This is a genomic window from Paenibacillus sp. J22P169 (assembly GCF_059691995.1).
In genome coordinates this window covers 1-16502 of the sequence record NZ_JCAUAO010000005.1, presented here as the reverse complement: position 1 = coordinate 16502, position 16502 = coordinate 1, and the positions used below count along the sequence as shown (strand labels likewise).

The window sequence follows — 16502 nt, the reverse complement described above, 5'->3', positions numbered from 1 at the left end:
TTTACATTCATAGTCGTATTCTGACCTGTTCATTTTCTAGCAAATGACAACCTCTTTTCGGATAATTTTAGTGTTATACTTGAATTATCGCACAGTTTCAAGTCCTAACAATCTGGGGGAACTTCATGTATAAACTACTAATTGTCGAGGATGAACCTCTGATCAGAGCTGGGTTGCAGCACTATTTTGACTGGTCAGAGCTTGATGTCACTACGATCGTTGAAGCTGCAAATGGGAAGGAAGGATTGCTCACTGCTCTTTATGAACAACCTGATCTGATCATCACCGATATTCGCATGCCTGAGATGGACGGACTTCAGATGATTGAACACATTCGAGCGAAACTCCCGGATACCCTCTTTATTATATTGACTGGTTTCAATGACTTTGAATATGCCCAAAAGGCGATCCGTCTTGGCGGCGTTCATGCTTTTCTGCTAAAGCCGTTAGAATATGAAGAAAGCCTATCAACGATTCAAAGCTGTATGTCTACGCTTGAGCAAAGACGAAATGACCTGGTCCTACGTACGGAGCTGGAACAGCAAGCTAGCGAAAACAGAAGCTATAAGAACAATCAACTGGTCAAATTCGTACTTGAAGATGAGCATGCCGCTTGGGAAGAAGGCGTTGCTCAGCAGCTAAGCGGCTTCGGAAGCAAGACATTCATGTATCAACCTTTTGTTGTGACATGGTTACCTCTGAATCCCACTCAGACTTACGATAGAAAAGAGTTTCGGCAGCGAGCTGAGCGAATCATTCAGACAGCGTTAGATACCCTGAATGGCTCTAGTATTCCCAGTCACCTGTTCGTATATATAGATAGAGCAAAATGCTATGCTATTGCCGTTATGGAAGATCAAAAAAGCGTGCATCAAACAGACAATTTCTCACTTCCACCCTGCGATTCGAGCTTATTTATAGCCATAGGAAAGCCAACAACAGATAGCTCCCAATTAACTCAGTTGCTTCTTCAAGCGGATCAGGCACTTTACCAACGCTACTCTCAAGTCAATCGACAGTTCTTCTTTCCGATTGAAACTAGTGAGAAACCTACGCGTGCCAAAGATACCCGATTGCTTTTGGAAGAGGCTGATAAGAACCGTATGATCTCTGGACTTGAAGGCGGAAATAAAGATGACATTGAGCAGCTGATGCACCGTCTCGCCCAAGATTTAAGTCTTCATTTGCCCCAAACTTCGTTGGACCGCGGATTCGCCTTTATACAAGAAATCATCGGCATCACCATTCGCTTCGCCCATCGAAACGGGATTCCTGTGGAGGGTGTTTACAGTGAAAAGCTGCTAAAGCTGACGTGTGTCGATGATTTCCGAACGCTCGACGCCCTCTTCAGCTGGCTTGCGGCTTGGATGGTGCAGATCAGCGATGTTTTTCGGGATGAGTTCTCTTCAACGAATCACCAGGATGTGCTTATTTTTGAGCATATTGAAGCTTATATTAAAGAGCATATCGACCAGGATATTACGTTGCAAATGGTGGCGGATCGCTTCTTCTATAATCCATCGTATTTAAGTCGTATTTTCAAAAGAAAGCTTGATAAGAATTACATGCGGTTTGTAACCGAAATTCGCATCCATTATGCGCAAGAATGCTTGAAAAAGCCTGAGTACCTTGTGACGGATGTGTGCACGATGTGCGGATATAAAAGCTACAAGCATTTCGTCAAAACCTTCCGAAGCATCACGAATATGACGCCAACCGACTATCGGAAGAAATGGGGGTGGTAAACCTTTGAACGCATGGCGGCGGCTCTCGCAGCAATACCGGATGAAGCATGTTAATCATCAAATATTCGTTCTTATGATCCTGATTATCACGGTCCCCCTTTTGATTATCTCGGTCATTATCTATTTCTTTTCCATCCAAGCCGTCAAAAATGAATACCAGAGCTCCTCGAACCTGATTCTCACGAATCTGTCCTTCAATATTGACCAGTATTTGCAGAGTATTGAGAAAGGAACACTCAACGCTCAAATGGATGGGCAACTGCAGAACGCTTTGGAGCATTGGATTGCCGATGGGGACGAGAACAGTAATGATCAACGCATTCAATACGGAAACACCATTGAGCACTTTGTCAGCTCCATCGAAATGACGATTAAAAATGTGGACAGCGTGCAAATTTACGCAGGTTCACGTGTCTTTTACTCAGCAAATTTCAATCGCTCGGATTACGATGTGAAAGACTTCACGAAGGAAGACTGGTACATACAGACACAGCAAAGCAAAGGCGGTATCGTGCTATTCGGAACCCATCTTCCCTTTCATCGTGTGAATGCCAAGGCTCCCGTTATTTCCATCGCGAGGGTCATTAATAAGGTCGGAAGTAAGCAGCCTCTAGGGGTTATGCTCATTGATATCCGGTTGGATTCGTTACGTGAAATCCTGAAATTGTCAGAGACGAGTAAACGCAACTTCACAATAATTGATAGTCATGGCGCAAGCATTTACAATTCCGAAAGTACGCCTACGAACGCAAATGTACCGATCACGTTAGAGAATCAGAAGCTTCAGACCGTTTTGAATGCTGAAAATGGAAGCTTTTACGCTTATTTTGCCGGGGCCAATTCGTTTATTAACTTCGTGACCTCGCCCTATTCGGGCTGGAAGGTCATTCAATCCATCGATGAGAAAGAAATGACGAAGCAAGCCGAGATTTTGATTAAAATCATATTGGCATTAGCATTCTTATCCTTAGGTACTGCGGTACTCTTCATGTTCATTCTATCTGCACGTGTGACGAAGCCGATTATTCTACTGAGCCGCAAGGTAAAAATGGTTGGCTTAGGTAATTTCGATGTCGATATTAACTCAGATCGGCAGGATGAGTTCGGCGTACTATACCAAGGTATCCGGAAAATGTTAGAAGATCTACAAAACTATATTGAACGTTCCTCCATGGCCAAAGCCCAGCAAAAGGTTGCGCAATATGGTGCATTGAAAAGCCAGATTAACCCGCATTTTCTTGCGAACGTGCTGGAAACAATTCAAATGAAGGCGATCATCAATGGTCAGCGCGATGTTGGTGAAATGGTCGGCATTCTTGGCCGCCTGTTCCGCATACATATCCAAACGGGTAAAGAAACGGTAACCCTGCAGGAAGAATTGATCCACATTCGCCTATATGTGAATATCCAACAGCTGCGTTTCGGCGATAAAATCAAGTATCGTGAAGAGCTTTCTCCGAATAGCGAAACGCTGCAAGTGCTTCATTTTTCTTTGCAGCCGCTGATCGAAAATGCCTTTGTGCATGGTCTGGAACGAAGCAGTCATGCAGGGCTGCTTGAGGTATCTTCCCAAATATCGGGGGATGACTTGCTAATTCAGGTGAAGGATAATGGAGTTGGCATGGATGAGATGAAGCTGCAACAGCTGCGGAATCGGCTTGCCCAGCCTTCAGACACACTGGACGAAACACATATTGGTATCAAAAATGTGCACGATCGCATCGTTTTCTACTTCGGTGATCCGTATGGGATTGAAATCGAAAGTCAGCTAGGCGAAGGGACGATCGTGAGGATACGCATTCCTGCACGATAACGAATTAAACCTTCAATGACCACTTCAGTAAGACAGACAGGAGGTCCTTATGCTAGGACTCGCGATATTGCTTGCTTTTAATTTCATCGGCATTTGGCTTCAAACGAGCTTTCACATCCCGCTTCCCGGGAATGTGATTGGACTTATTCTTTTTACCATCGCACTCTTCGCTAAGCTCATTAAACTAGAATGGGTGGAAACGACGGCGAATTGGTTCACTGGACATATGATGCTGTTTTTTTTGCCTTTTGTCGTGGGGACTATGGCATTCTTCCCTCTGATCGGGCGGAATTGGCTTTCTATCGGGGTTGGTGTCATGGGGAGTTCAATTGCTGTCCTTATGGTCACTGGATTTATTACCTCCAAATTACAACGTCGTGAGGATAAAGGGCATCGGATGCATACTGGTGTAAAGGGGCAAAAGACGGCTGAAGGTGGGATGAAATGAACACCTCCGCTTGGCTTATGAACCCGATGTTCGGCATCGCACTTAGTGTTGTAGCCTATACGGCTGCTCAGTTTATTCATCAAAGGTGGCGTTGGTTGCATCCGCTTTTTGTATGTTCAGGCTTTATCATCTGCATCCTGCTTAGCTTCCATATCCCTTATGCCGCCTACAAGGTCGGGGCCGACATGATTACTGTGCTGCTTGGCCCAGCAACTGTAGCGCTAGGTGTACCGTTGTACAAGCATGCGGCATTGATCAAAAAGCACATCACCAGCATCTTGATTGCCGTTACGATCGGATCCGTATCCGGCATTGTTACCGCCGCTGCTTTGGTTGGACTGCTCGGCGGAAGCCACGAGATTCTGCTCAGCATGCTGCCGAAGTCCGTTAGCTCGCCGATCGCTTTGGAAATATCGCGCCATCTCGGCGGCTTACCGGAGCTAACGGCGGTGCTGACGGTGCTCACCGGGCTATTCGGGAGCATGATCGGCCGGAAGCTGCTCACATCGCTCGGCATCCGCGACGCTCTGTCGATCGGGATCGCCGTTGGAACTGCTGCGCACGGGATTGGCACAGCAAGGCTTCTCAAGGATTCCGAGGAGGAAGGCAGTATGAGCGGCTTCGCTATGGGGGCCGCTGGGATCATAACGTCGATTTTGTTTATTCCGGTGTATTGGTGGTTTACATAATTGTGAAAAACCCGACTTGAAGCTCACGCTTCGGGTCGGGTTCTTTGGTTGTACGATAGCTGTGTGACAACTTAACTGTAAAAAGTACAGCTAATCTGCTGCAAATATGACGATTATGAGCAATAGCTGGAAAAGATACAGCTAATTTTCAGCTTTTTAGCTATCTTGATAGATCTGGGTAAGATTAGCTGTAGGATTTACAGTTAATTCCTTTCGAAAGGTGAATTTGACGAAATTAACGGGAGTTTTTCCATTTAATTGATAAACTGCCCTTAATACTCCTTCTTCACATCTCACCTCATACTCCATTCAACCACAACAAACAACTAGTCATGACTTACTTACCTTCATTTCCTCGTTTCTTACTTATCTAACCTTAGCTACTTTTCCACTCCTTCGTCTCGCTGAATGTGCCTCTATACCTATTTTGTTGTACAATGAGATCGAAATCACTTTCGACGAAACTTGGGGGAATTTAGTATGTATGAAGGAAAAATTATTAAATTCTATCGAGAGAAATCCCAATTAACACAGGAACAGCTAGGGCGAGGAATTTGCTCGGACACACATATTAGTAAAATTGAACGAGGATCTACCGAATATTCACCTGAAATTATTACCTTTCTGTCCAAACGTCTACAAATCGATATTTCATTAGAAGCCATTCGGCTTAAAAATATAAGAACACGTCTTCATCATTGGCACGACGTCATTATTGAACAGCTTTTTGAGGAAATGGCTGTGTTGTATGAAGAATTGGAACAGGAACCGCTTATCCAACTCTCGGACTACCAACCACTTTACAACTTGCTGAAGGCCCGCTACTATTTGATGCACAACCAAGCTGATAAAGCATATAAGGTTATAAAGCACTACCATAAGGACGCTCAGCAACTCCCCCTTTATGAAAGTAATCTATACAAACATGTCATGGGGATGTACTATATGGCGAAACAGGAGTACTTAAAAGCCATTGATACGATAACAACCATCGTTCATGAGGATTACAATAATCCCGAGTATTATTATCATTTAGCCTCAGCCTATCACGCTATTCAATCACCCGTCATGGCTTACTTCTACGCGGAGAAATCACTCTCTTTTTTCAAAGGCATTAACAGCTTCTTAAGAATCATCGATGCCGAAATGCTGATGCTGATTCAAGTGAAAGATGAAAAGAGCCGAGACTTCAAAGAAACCATTCGGCGATTTGAGAAGCTGCTTCAAAGCTGTGACATCTGTCACGCGCCTGTTCGTAAAGCAAGAGTACTGCATAATTTGGCTTATGAGTACCTGCGAAGACAAAATTATGAGCTTGCAGGCAAGTACTATCAGCAATCGATGCAATTAAAAGAAAAGAAAACAGGCACATACCTGCTTTCTTTAGAAGGATATATTCGAAGCTGTTTACATGGTGAACTGCTCCCCAGGGAAGAATTATTGCAAATCACTAAGGATGGACTAGCCCTAGCCAAGAGGCTCAAGGAAGTCTTCTACATGCATCTGCTACAGCTCCTTCTCTTCTTGATACAGAAAAAGGAACGTGAGTACCATGAGTATTTAAGTGATGTTGCCTTACCGAAGTTTAGAGATTCGGGAAATACCTATATGATTCAAGGCTCAGAGAAAGAATTGTTTATCTATTACACGAAAACAAATCAATCCGATAAAGCTTTGGAGATTGCAAACATTATGATCATGAATAAAGTGAATTGATATTGCCTGTACGTTAGTTAATTGGCTTAAGCCCAAGTTCATTCAAGTAATAAGCCAAATCCTTTTTCCCGTCTTTCTCTTTCGGTTTACTCTTACCGTCGACATCTGCACCCACCTTCAGGAAGTTCTTTTCAATGAAACGAACATCCTTCTCATCCACGATGCCATCTTGATTTAAATCATCTTTCTTGGATGATTTCCCGTACGCATTGGCGACTTTCTTGAGATCTTCAATGTCGATCATCCCATCACCATTCACATCTCCTGCGTAGCTGATCGGTTGTAATTGTCCGAGCATTCGATTTGTCCCGATCAGCTCGCCACCTTCTGTTTTACTCAATTGCACCGTTAATTTACTTGTCAAATGCCCTGGTATCTCTACAAAGATCTCATAAGCTTGTTTCGTGACAGGCAGATTATCAATGTAAAATACGCCGCTTGGATCGACGGATCCCTCATACTTTCTTCCATCCGCCGATTTTGCAAACACTTTAGAGCCAATTCCGCTAAAATCCTTGTTCCAATCTAAGTAACCATTCTCATCTAGGTAGGCCTCAGCCCAAGTTACCGATGAAATTGTTGAGTGTTTCGGAATAATATCAAATCCGTTGATTTGATTAAACACAGGTGCTATTGTTTGTACAGTTTCTCCATCTTTCTTGTAGAAAAACTCCTCGATATTTTGCTCGATATTCATACTATCTTTTATGACTCCAAACCACTTATCATCCACTAATTTAAACGTAACATCAAGGAAGGCACTGTCTCCATCAAACCCGCGGAAATTTTTCCCCGTAATGGATGCTCCGATTTTCACCATCTGTTTGGATTCGAACACATCGTGGTCCGTTACAACCGCCTTGTCCACGTTAACCTTCAAGCCTCTTTGGGCAGCTATTTTTTGAAAAGCAGGATTTACCTTGACATCTACAAATTTAAAATGCTTATAGTAATCGACCGTATAGTTACCTGAGATTAGCTTTTCAACATTATTTAAGTTTAAAGTCATGGTAATCTCATCACCAAGATAAACTTTTTTCTTGTTATACTGCGGTACGACATAAGCCGAGCCTGCTTTGATAAATCCGTAGTGACGGAAATCTCTAATTAGACGAGCGTTAGTAGCCATGTCAATTGGGAATAAATTCATCGTTAACGGATGATCTTGTATATCCTCGGGAGTCACGCCGAACTTCACATTCCCGTTCGCCTGAATAGGGAATTCTCCGTCAGGAAAAACATTTTGATTTTCATAATAGTACAAATGATTAGCTGATTGCGTGATTTTTGATGCGGCTAGCGATTCAATCGCTGTGTCATGTACGTTAGCATGCACCCACAGAGCACGATGACTTTTACCGTCTACCTCTTCTACTGTATACATATCATCACTAACTTCGTAAACCCCCGGTGCATAGTCTAGGAATTTGAGTTCAGGTAATGTATTATCCACAACAAAATCTTGTTCTTTCGTAAAGGTGTGACCATTCGCTTCCGTGGCGATCATCCTGATTTTATATGCACCTTCTGGTAAGTCGACGGAATCCGGACTAATTGTCGGGTGAGAAGGATCACCTGTAAATGGATACACCCATCCACCAACGGGATAGATATATATTTCTTGGTCTAATGGAGCATCAACCGCATTAACTGTATAACCATTAGCACTTCCCATCACATGTCCATCTTTATTTGTAATAAGGACATCGATCGTTTGAACAGTGCTATTCAATTTAAAGAACAATATCTTAATTGGGTCTTCTAGAAATGGATGCATGATCTCAGGAGGATCCGTCATGATCGATTGATTACTTAGTTGTATATATTCGATTCCTGGCTCTACGACACGAACAGCGAAAGGAATTCGATATTTCTCTTCTGTTTGTGAAGCATCTGTCCTCACAATGTTAATATATCCTTCATATCTACCTAATGCCGCAGTGGTCGGCACTTGAATACTCGCTGTCAGATCGACAAACTGATTGGCTGCCACATTTACAATGTTTGGAACAGTTACCGTAACACCATTTGCTGCAGCATTCGGTACACCGGGCTTAGCCGGCAGATACTCAACTGAGAACGTAAATTGTTTATGTTCAACGCTTCTGTTTTGAATGAGCAGACGTCTGCTCTCTTCTACGGCTTTATTCTCAACTTTCGCGTGGTTTCCAAAAAATATGGAGCCAGTTGGTTCTTCGATTTCGACTAGTTCGCCTTCATTGTTTATGTTCAGCGTCTTATCTAATACTTTAATTGATGTAGTCGCAGATACGGCTTCGACGACATCAACTAATCCCGCACCCACTTCATAAACGGAATAAGTGCCATTCAGCGCATCTGCGGTATTCATCAATGCAGCCTTCACATCAAATGGCGTATACGTAGGATTTTGTTGCAAAACCAGTGCGGCAATGCCTGCCATATGCGGCGTAGCCATAGATGTGCCAGATATATGAGCATAGGCAGAAGAATAATCGATCCCATCTTCTGGACTATTGATATACTCTGGGTAGCTGGAGTAAACAGCCACCCCCGGCCCGATTACGTCCGGTTTAATGTCGTAATTCGTATTAACCGGTCCTCTACCACTAAAATCAGCTAATTTATTGCCCTCGGTTGTTATACTGCTTACATCACCAAATGTAATTGTAGGCAGACTTTCCAACCCTAATAAGGACTCCCCTTCTTCTTTGGTTAATCGGAAAGCTGGGATAAATTTTGGACCTTGCCCCGTATAATGCGGAATTTCTCCATCAACATTGTTGAACATGAGAACCGCTTTTGCTCCAGCCGCTCTGGCATTAACGACTTTCTCATCTAAACCATTTTCCCCACGCTGAATTAGGGCAACCTTCCCCGTAAAGTCCTTGCCTTCAAAGTCATAACCTGTACCTAGTCCCGCGAATTCGATCGGGAATGTCTGTCCTGTTAAATCTTCAAGGTTATCCGTGAAATTTTTGGCTAGCAGCTTCATATCCGGAAGTTGTGTATTAACGGTCGTATAGACAGTTGCAGATACCGTTGGAATGGACATGGAGAAGTTGCTTGCTCCAACTGTAATCCCAAGCGCAGCAACGCCTGGTACGGTTACCGTTCTCTCGTTTGGCCCTGAATTCCCAGCAGCCACAAGACAAACTACGCCAGAGAGCGTTGCATTGTTGATAGCTGTAGATTCAGGTGCTAATGGATCATTGTAAGTAGCTCCCAAGGATAAATTAATGACTTGCATCCCATCTTTAACCGATTTATCGATGGCTGCAATAATACCGCTCTCAGCTCCACTTCCATAGGGACCTAATACACGATAAACATAAAGATCAACTTCAGGAGCTACGCCTAAGGCTGGGGAAGCAACGTTATTGCTACCTTGGCCAGCGATAGTTCCTGATACGTGGGTTCCATGTGAAGTGAAATAAGTGGCTCCTTCAGGCTTTCCAGCATCTTCCCAATCCTTGTATGTCGTTTCCATAGGATCAGCATCGTTATCAATGAAGTCCCATCCCTTAACTGTTGTTGGATCGATTGACTTCGGATCAACATTTGGTTGAGTTTTATACCCTTTGTACACATCCTTTAAGTCAGGATGATTATAGTCGATCCCGGTATCAAGGACACCCACTTTGATCCCCGTCCCTTTAATTCCTTTGCTGTGAAGAACGTCAATACCATCTAAAGGAATACGATTCTCATCGTTTTGTTGATCGAATTGCGCTTCAATTTGAGCAGATGATAAGGCTGCTTCCTTAGGATCAAGCTTAACGATGTTATCTTTCCATATTCGATTTACGACGCCTGATTGTAGTAACGATTCAATTTCAGAACCTGGCAGGGTCATCGCTACGCCGTTAAAAGCATGGTGATATTCCCTAGTAATTTGCAATTTATTTTCATTAATAACTAACGGATTGATTCCAGGAATAGATGACGACTTGCCTTGCTTTTTTTGCACAAATTTATTAAATACATCGTGATCTTCCACAGCATTAGCTTGCGCGGCTGAAGGTGAGATGTGAATTCCCTCTGCCGCTTGCTTAATCACTTCTACTTTAGCAGGAGCCTGCTTAAATTCAATGATGACATTCGTCATCGCAGCACTCTTCAGGTTTAATTCTGGAGAAATGACAGGACGTCCAACTTGAATTTCGGTTAGCGCTTTCTTTTGCTCAATGGATAGATTTTTTAATAGACTCTCCGTATGTGGAGAAGGACTATCAGCGAGTGCCTGGTAGGGAAGAAATGATGATACGACTAACAAACCAGCTAAAACTTTTACGGTCATTTGGTTGAATTTACTTATACGCATAATTTCTCTCCTCACTATTTTGTACTCTAGTAACAAATGTTTTTACGCTAATAGAGTTAGTCTACAGGCACATCAAAAAGACGTAAATGGGGGGAATTTGGGCCCTTTTTCCGCATTTTCGGATTAAAAAAGTGAAGCAATTCTGGTGCAATTACCATAAAATACAAAAAAATGCCCCCCTAATGCTAGAGGAGCAAGCGTTTGATTCACATTAAATTGGGATATTTCTCCTATCTACGAAGTTAAAAACTTTATGCTTTTCCTACATCTCTTGAAGCTCATAGATGTGAATTGCTCACTACCAACAATTACCTCTCCAAACGCAACCTAATGGCCGAATCCATGCCATAATAAAAAGCGGTGCGAGACTAGCTCTCGCACCGCTTTTTCCAACTTTAGCCTATTCCACGTTATGATACACTTGCTGTACATCCTCTAAATCTTCCAAAGCATCAATCATTTTATCGAATTGGACTTGTGCATCCTCCGATAAAGAGATGTTGTTCTGCGCAATCATCGTTAGCTCGGCAACCGTAAACTCGGTGATACCAGCTTTCTTGAATGCTTCTTGAACCGCATGGAACTGATCGGGCTCCGCATATACCATGACCATTTCATCTTCTTCAATGAGGTCACGAACGTCTACATCTGCTTCTAGAAGAATTTCCATGATCTCATCTAAGCTCTTATCTTCAATACCGATAGCCGCAGTTGCATCGAACATGTACGCAACTGAACCCGTTACACCCATGTTACCGCCATTTTTACTAAATGCGGCGCGCACGCTTGACGCGGTACGGTTTACATTATTCGTTAACGTGTCCACAATAACCATGGAACCATTCGGTCCAAAGCCTTCATAGCGAAGCTCTTCATAGATTTCATCTGAGCTGCCTTTGGCTTTATTAATAGCGCGATCAATAATCGCTTTCGGTACATTATACGTTTTGGCGCGTTCAAGAACGACTTTCAACGCACGATTTGATTCAGGGTCCGGTTCACCTTTACGTGCTGCTACATAAATTTCAAGTCCGAACTTCGCATATACTCGACTTGTACTTGCGTCATTAGAAGCTTTCTTCTCTTTTATGTTATTCCACTTACGTCCCACTATGGATCCCACTTTCTATTATGATTTCATTACCTATCATAACCTATTTTCACGTTAAATTAAAATGTTTCCATAGGCCCTGATGATCTAGTCATAATAGATAATAACAAACTTTGAGTGAAGTAGGGAAGATTTCAAAGGATTTTTTATTTCGTCTACTTTCTCGTTTACCGACTGGTACCTCGCGTCAACGCTGATCCTATACGGGTTCGTTGTATTTTCGAGTGAACAATGCAGGAGGAACATGCCGAAAGTGAGTACATCCCTGTTTGAAATTCAGTTGTCGCCCACTTACCGCAGATGAATGGTAATCGAGCCTTCTTGATTCCAAAGATAGGTTTCCTGCATAGCAGGCGTCATACACGCTACAAGTACCCCTTCGTCACAGCGGGTAACGACAAGATCGAAACAAGCATCGAACGCTCGGATTGAACGAAGCGCCATAGAGTCCCAGTGTTCAGGCAATCGGGGAGAACAGGTAAACGAACGAAGACCCGTGGGCACGATGCCGAATAATCCCTCTACAATCACTCGCGCGTATAGCGCGCTCTCCGCAGAAAGATGGCGTTGATTGCCTTCGGGAAAAGCTTCAACCGCATAAGGGACGTGTTCGCCAAGTAACCTGTTACGGGAATATTCGAGGAGCCGCGTGATACCCTGCTCGGTTTCACCTGAATAGAGAATACCTCGCAATGCATACAAGGTTGAACGATCCCAATACGTGGTTTCTCCCGCCTGCGTGACAAGTCCGCCGTTTACCCACAAACGAGATGACAACAATGCGGCGATGGTCTGTTCCTTGCGATCCAAGATATTCATCGTTAGCGGCACGCAGATCCAAGAGCGCAGAATGTCGTTCCCTTCGTAGTACCGATAAGTCGCATACCCCTCGATGGTTGCACCAAAATGGGATTCAATCGCTTGCCGAAGGGTAGCAGCTTCCTCCTCTAAGCGTGAAGCGGTAGCCGCTTTTGCTAACTCTCGAGCAAGTTGTGCTGTGGATAGCATGGCCCCATAAGCTAGCGAAGATGTGAACAGATTGGCATCACCGCTTGGAAACCGATTCTCGAGTTCATCCGAGTCAGATGCAATAACACCCTCTTTGGTGAGCTTTCGCCTGCAGAATGCCAAACACCATTCGATGGCTGGCCACAGCTCCTCGGCAATAGTCCGGCTGCCGCTCGCCAACGCAAATCGCGCTGCACCGTAGGCATACATCGCCGCATCGCCGCGATCTCCTGCCCCTTCCCAGATGTCGATTCCTTCCGCGATGATCGAAGATGGAATCGGCTGGAAGGCAGGACCCATGAACGGCATGTAAAGTCGATACGCATTCAGTGAAGCCTCTATCGCGTCTGTCTCTCCTAGAAAAGGGAAAAAAGGCCCGGCATATTCTGCTTGATCGTTGGTCCACACAGCCGCGTAATAGGAGCCTCCTCCAGGACAGTGCATCAAACCGCTCTTGGTGCGAAAAACACTTTCCGCAGCGCGGATTTTGGCCAATTCAAACATTCGATTTAAGTGGGGCTCTGGTGTTTCAAGTCTCAGAGACGAACCCAGCTCCTGCAAAAATTCCCGCCGCTTCTCCTCCTCGACTTCAATATCCACCTTTTCTTTGGTCGCGTGTAACGTTGATGCGCAAATCCACCCCATGTAGGCATATGAAGTTCGTGCTTCCAGCTGCAGGGAAGCCGGTGCATCATGTCCCGCTTCCACCACATAAACCCCTTTGGTACCTCTGCGATATGTTGTCGATGCGGCCCCATCAATCTCAAGACGTATGGCACCCTCGGTCATATTCTGAACCTCTACGTGTTCTAACGCATACGGTTTATCTCTCGCCGGAAACACAGTTCTACGTACCAACACCCCTTGATCCGATACGGATGCTAACCGAAGTATGCCATCGAAAGTAATTCTATACAGTTTTTCTTGTACGAGTTGACCCTCTACTCGCATAGTCGGTAAAAGCTCATGTCCGAACTCCTCGATTAAACTTGCATGCGTATCATTCGGAATCGTGCGTAGACCAGGCCACACTACTTTTCGTTTTAGAATCACACTTCCTACCGAATCTACGCCGTAGGTCACGATGAGAGAGATCGCTTTCCCGCTCATTTCGACATGATCCTGGTGAGCAAGGTCTCCGAGTTGAATATCCCAGACGATTCCAGCTTCTTCGCCTATTTGCCAACGCATCCTTCCGCCCCCTTCCTGTTCTATATAACCTTACTTCGTTGGGATTATTTCTATGACAACTTGAGAGGCAAGCGTGGCTTCCCCTACTAACTCTTCCTTCTCCGGAATTCCGTTGGCGAAACACCATGGAATAGTGTGAATTGTTTGGTAAAATGATGGACCGAAGAGTACCCGAAATCTTCTGCAACGGCCGTTATGGAACGGTTGCTTTCCCACAAGGCTGCTTCCACTTGCCTCATAATGGCTTTGGTCCAGTACGCTTTGGGCGAGAGCCCTGTAGCTTGCTTGAAAAGCTCATGAAATTGGGTTTTACGAAGCCCACATTGGCTCATCCATTCGTCATAACCTCGGCTTGCATTCGCTTCCCTGTCCATTCGCTCGATGATCGGGATGATTCGGTAATCGATGAAGTATGGCGTAGAAGCGATCTGTACAAGCGCTAGAAGGAATGCTTTGAGGAGACTGCTTACGATTAATTCGGAGTAGTCGTCGCTTTTCCTCGACTGGGTCACAGCATGTATGAATAATTGACCAAGTGAAGCATCATGCTGGATGGGCGTCACGACAGGCAGCATGGCCAGCTCTGGGCACGGGACAATAGGTGTAAGCAACTCACGATTAAAGTCAGACTCGTCCCAAACGAGATGTTGACTACTGCTCAATTTAAAATTCCAGAGATCACAATACAGATTGTAGGTGGCTAACGGTTGATCTGGATGGGCGTAAAAAGAGTGACTCACCTCAGGTGAAAAATAGATCAGATCACCTTTCTTCACTGGATATGTTTTCCCCTGGGTGGAAACCGTACCTTTGCCACTGGCAACGAAATGAAAGGCATAGCAGTACCCGATCCTGCCCACCTCAGCTTGGTTGCGTTTAATTGGAAATTGATAATAATGGCCCACTCTTACAGAGGGATTAACGGCAGATAAAGAAGTCATCGTAACCCTCGCAATCGTTAGTAAATTGACAACATGAATGATCGGAAGAATTGATCAATAGACGAACACAGAAGCAAATACAACGACCACATGAAATGTTATTATTTTCTATATTACAACACATGTTGGAGGATGAGTAGGATGATCAAGCAAAATAAAAGCGGAAGTTTAACTACCGAGCAATCGCAGTTTTACGAGGAACAAGGCTATCTTATCATCCCTCATTTATTGTCGGAGGAGGACTTAGCCTCTGCTCGCGAAGCGATGACTGAGAAGGTTTCCATGATTGCGGATGAACTGTTCGCGGATGGACTTATCACGGATAAGCTTGAGCATCGGCCATTTCCAAATCGCTTAGCTGAGCTATTTCAAGATTTGTCCGCGGAAAACTTCCTGAAATACGGCCGAAGCTGGCGTGACCGCATCCCAGGCTACTTCACCTTGATGAGCAACCCAAAAATTTTGGACGCGGTAGAATCATTAATTGGCGGAGAGCTATTCGCTAATCCGGTATATAACGTGCGCCCGAAGGTGCCGAAAGTAGCTGCTGGCGCTGTTCCTTGGCATCAAGATAAATCATATTGGCCGGATGCCAATGCGAATCCCGTTATCACTGTATGGATCCCGCTTGTCGATGCGAATGAAGTGAATGGGTGCCTCCACATCAAGCCCCAGACACATCGCAAACGTGTGCTCAAGTGGCATCGCGAAACATACACAGGAACAGGGTACACAGCGCTCAAAGATAGTCAGCTTGGCAAAACGGAAACGGTTGCCCTGCCTGTACCCGCAGGAAGCGCGATCCTGTTCAATGATCGCTGTCTCCATATGTCCACTCCGAACATGTCCGATACGGTTCGCTGGAGTGTTGATCTGCGTTATCAGCCTACAGATCAAGATCCTATGCTTCAGCATGGGGTAGGCTTCCTAGCAAGAAGCCACAAATTTCCATCACGTGTGGCTACACTAGAGGATTGGCTAGCTGGGAAGCCAGAGCACACGGAGAACATCTAAGGAAAAAGTTCCCGAACAATAAAGCGGCTGTCCTGAAGTAGAAGAATCTACTTCAGGACAGCCGCTTCTTGTTACAACATTACCTTAAAGGTACGATGAAGGGGATTGTTCAGTGCCCACGCTTCCTGCACTGTAACGATGTAACGCCAGCTACCCAATCCCCTTGATGCGGCAGTAAGGCTTACGTGAACTGATGAGCACCAACTTGGGGATGACTCCACAGTCTAAATTAGAACTAACTGGAAAAAAACCTGTTAATTTCTCACATTCCAGCTATAGAACAAAATTAACTGGAAATTCTACAGCTAAATTCCAGGATATACGCACAACTGGCGGATTTGTTCGAAATTAACTGTAGGAAATACAGGTAATCCCTCTCAAACTCAGACTTTGAAGAAAATAACTACCTTTTTGCTCTTCTGTCAAGAAAGTGGACGTCACTAAGTTAAGCTAACCGCTGGTAGTAGAGCTGCTCGAATTGTGCGGGGGACATGTAACCAATTGTGCTATTCGACCTTGTACG

10 protein-coding genes are annotated in these 16502 nt (G+C 44.5%); 6 read left to right on the top strand and 4 right to left on the bottom strand.

Annotated elements, in window-relative coordinates; all coding sequences use genetic code 11:
- Window positions 1–125 precede the first annotated feature (125 nt).
- From AC58QG_RS22620 to AC58QG_RS22600, 5 genes are all read left to right on the top strand, one after another.
- The gene (locus AC58QG_RS22620; protein ID WP_497364389.1) at window positions 126–1745 is read left to right on the top strand and encodes a response regulator; all 1620 of its coding nucleotides are present in this window, start codon (window positions 126–128) and stop codon (window positions 1743–1745) included.
- A 4-nt stretch (window positions 1746–1749) separates the two neighbouring features.
- A complete protein-coding gene (locus AC58QG_RS22615) occupies window positions 1750–3558 on the top strand; it encodes a cache domain-containing sensor histidine kinase (protein ID WP_497364388.1) in 1809 nt (602 codons plus the stop codon).
- A 49-nt stretch (window positions 3559–3607) separates the two neighbouring features.
- Window positions 3608–4006, top strand: a complete 399-nt coding sequence (locus AC58QG_RS22610) for a CidA/LrgA family protein (RefSeq protein WP_497364387.1) — start codon at window positions 3608–3610, stop codon at window positions 4004–4006.
- Entirely contained in the window at window positions 4003–4695 is a 693-nt protein-coding gene (locus AC58QG_RS22605) for an LrgB family protein (RefSeq protein WP_497364386.1), read from the top strand. Before AC58QG_RS22610 ends, AC58QG_RS22605 begins: the two co-directional genes overlap by 4 nt.
- 480 nt (window positions 4696–5175) lie before the next feature.
- Entirely contained in the window at window positions 5176–6411 is a 1236-nt protein-coding gene (locus tag AC58QG_RS22600) for a helix-turn-helix domain-containing protein (RefSeq protein WP_497364385.1), read from the top strand.
- A 13-nt stretch (window positions 6412–6424) separates the two neighbouring features.
- Here AC58QG_RS22600 and AC58QG_RS22595 read toward each other — a convergent pair whose 3' ends face one another.
- From AC58QG_RS22595 to AC58QG_RS22580, 4 genes are all read right to left on the bottom strand, one after another.
- On the bottom strand, window positions 6425–10714 hold the full coding sequence (locus AC58QG_RS22595; protein WP_497364384.1) for a S8 family serine peptidase: 4290 nt from the start codon (window positions 10712–10714) through the stop codon (window positions 6425–6427).
- 400 nt (window positions 10715–11114) lie between these two features.
- Window positions 11115–11825, bottom strand: a complete 711-nt coding sequence (locus tag AC58QG_RS22590) for a YebC/PmpR family DNA-binding transcriptional regulator (protein WP_497364383.1) — start codon at window positions 11823–11825, stop codon at window positions 11115–11117.
- Window positions 11826–12116: 291 nt separating this feature from the next.
- Window positions 12117–14024 (bottom strand): glucosidase family protein, encoded by a 1908-nt coding sequence (locus AC58QG_RS22585; RefSeq protein WP_497364382.1) that lies wholly within the window; start codon window positions 14022–14024, stop codon window positions 12117–12119.
- A gap of 86 nt (window positions 14025–14110) precedes the next feature.
- Complete coding sequence (locus AC58QG_RS22580) at window positions 14111–14965, bottom strand: AraC family transcriptional regulator (protein ID WP_497364381.1); 855 nt, start codon at window positions 14963–14965, stop codon at window positions 14111–14113.
- 141 nt (window positions 14966–15106) lie between these two features.
- On the opposite strand from AC58QG_RS22580, the gene AC58QG_RS22575 reads away from it, so the two are divergent.
- Window positions 15107–15979, top strand: coding sequence for a phytanoyl-CoA dioxygenase family protein (locus AC58QG_RS22575; RefSeq protein WP_497364380.1), 873 nt, complete (start codon window positions 15107–15109; stop codon window positions 15977–15979).
- Window positions 15980–16502 lie beyond the last annotated feature (523 nt).

What these genes read in the sequence shown, in the direction of transcription:
- AC58QG_RS22620 (WP_497364389.1), top strand. Translation starts at nt 126, where the DNA reads ATGTATAAACTACTAATTGTCGAGGATGAACCTCTGATCAGAGCTGGG.
- AC58QG_RS22610 (WP_497364387.1), top strand. Translation starts at nt 3,608, where the DNA reads ATGCTAGGACTCGCGATATTGCTTGCTTTTAATTTCATCGGCATTTGG.
- AC58QG_RS22605 (WP_497364386.1), top strand. Translation starts at nt 4,003, where the DNA reads ATGAACACCTCCGCTTGGCTTATGAACCCGATGTTCGGCATCGCACTT.
- AC58QG_RS22600 (WP_497364385.1), top strand. Translation starts at nt 5,176, where the DNA reads ATGTATGAAGGAAAAATTATTAAATTCTATCGAGAGAAATCCCAATTA.
- AC58QG_RS22595 (WP_497364384.1), bottom strand. Translation starts at nt 10,714, where the DNA reads ATGCGTATAAGTAAATTCAACCAAATGACCGTAAAAGTTTTAGCTGGT.
- AC58QG_RS22585 (WP_497364382.1), bottom strand. Translation starts at nt 14,024, where the DNA reads ATGCGTTGGCAAATAGGCGAAGAAGCTGGAATCGTCTGGGATATTCAA.
- AC58QG_RS22580 (WP_497364381.1), bottom strand. Translation starts at nt 14,965, where the DNA reads ATGACTTCTTTATCTGCCGTTAATCCCTCTGTAAGAGTGGGCCATTAT.
- AC58QG_RS22575 (WP_497364380.1), top strand. Translation starts at nt 15,107, where the DNA reads ATGATCAAGCAAAATAAAAGCGGAAGTTTAACTACCGAGCAATCGCAG.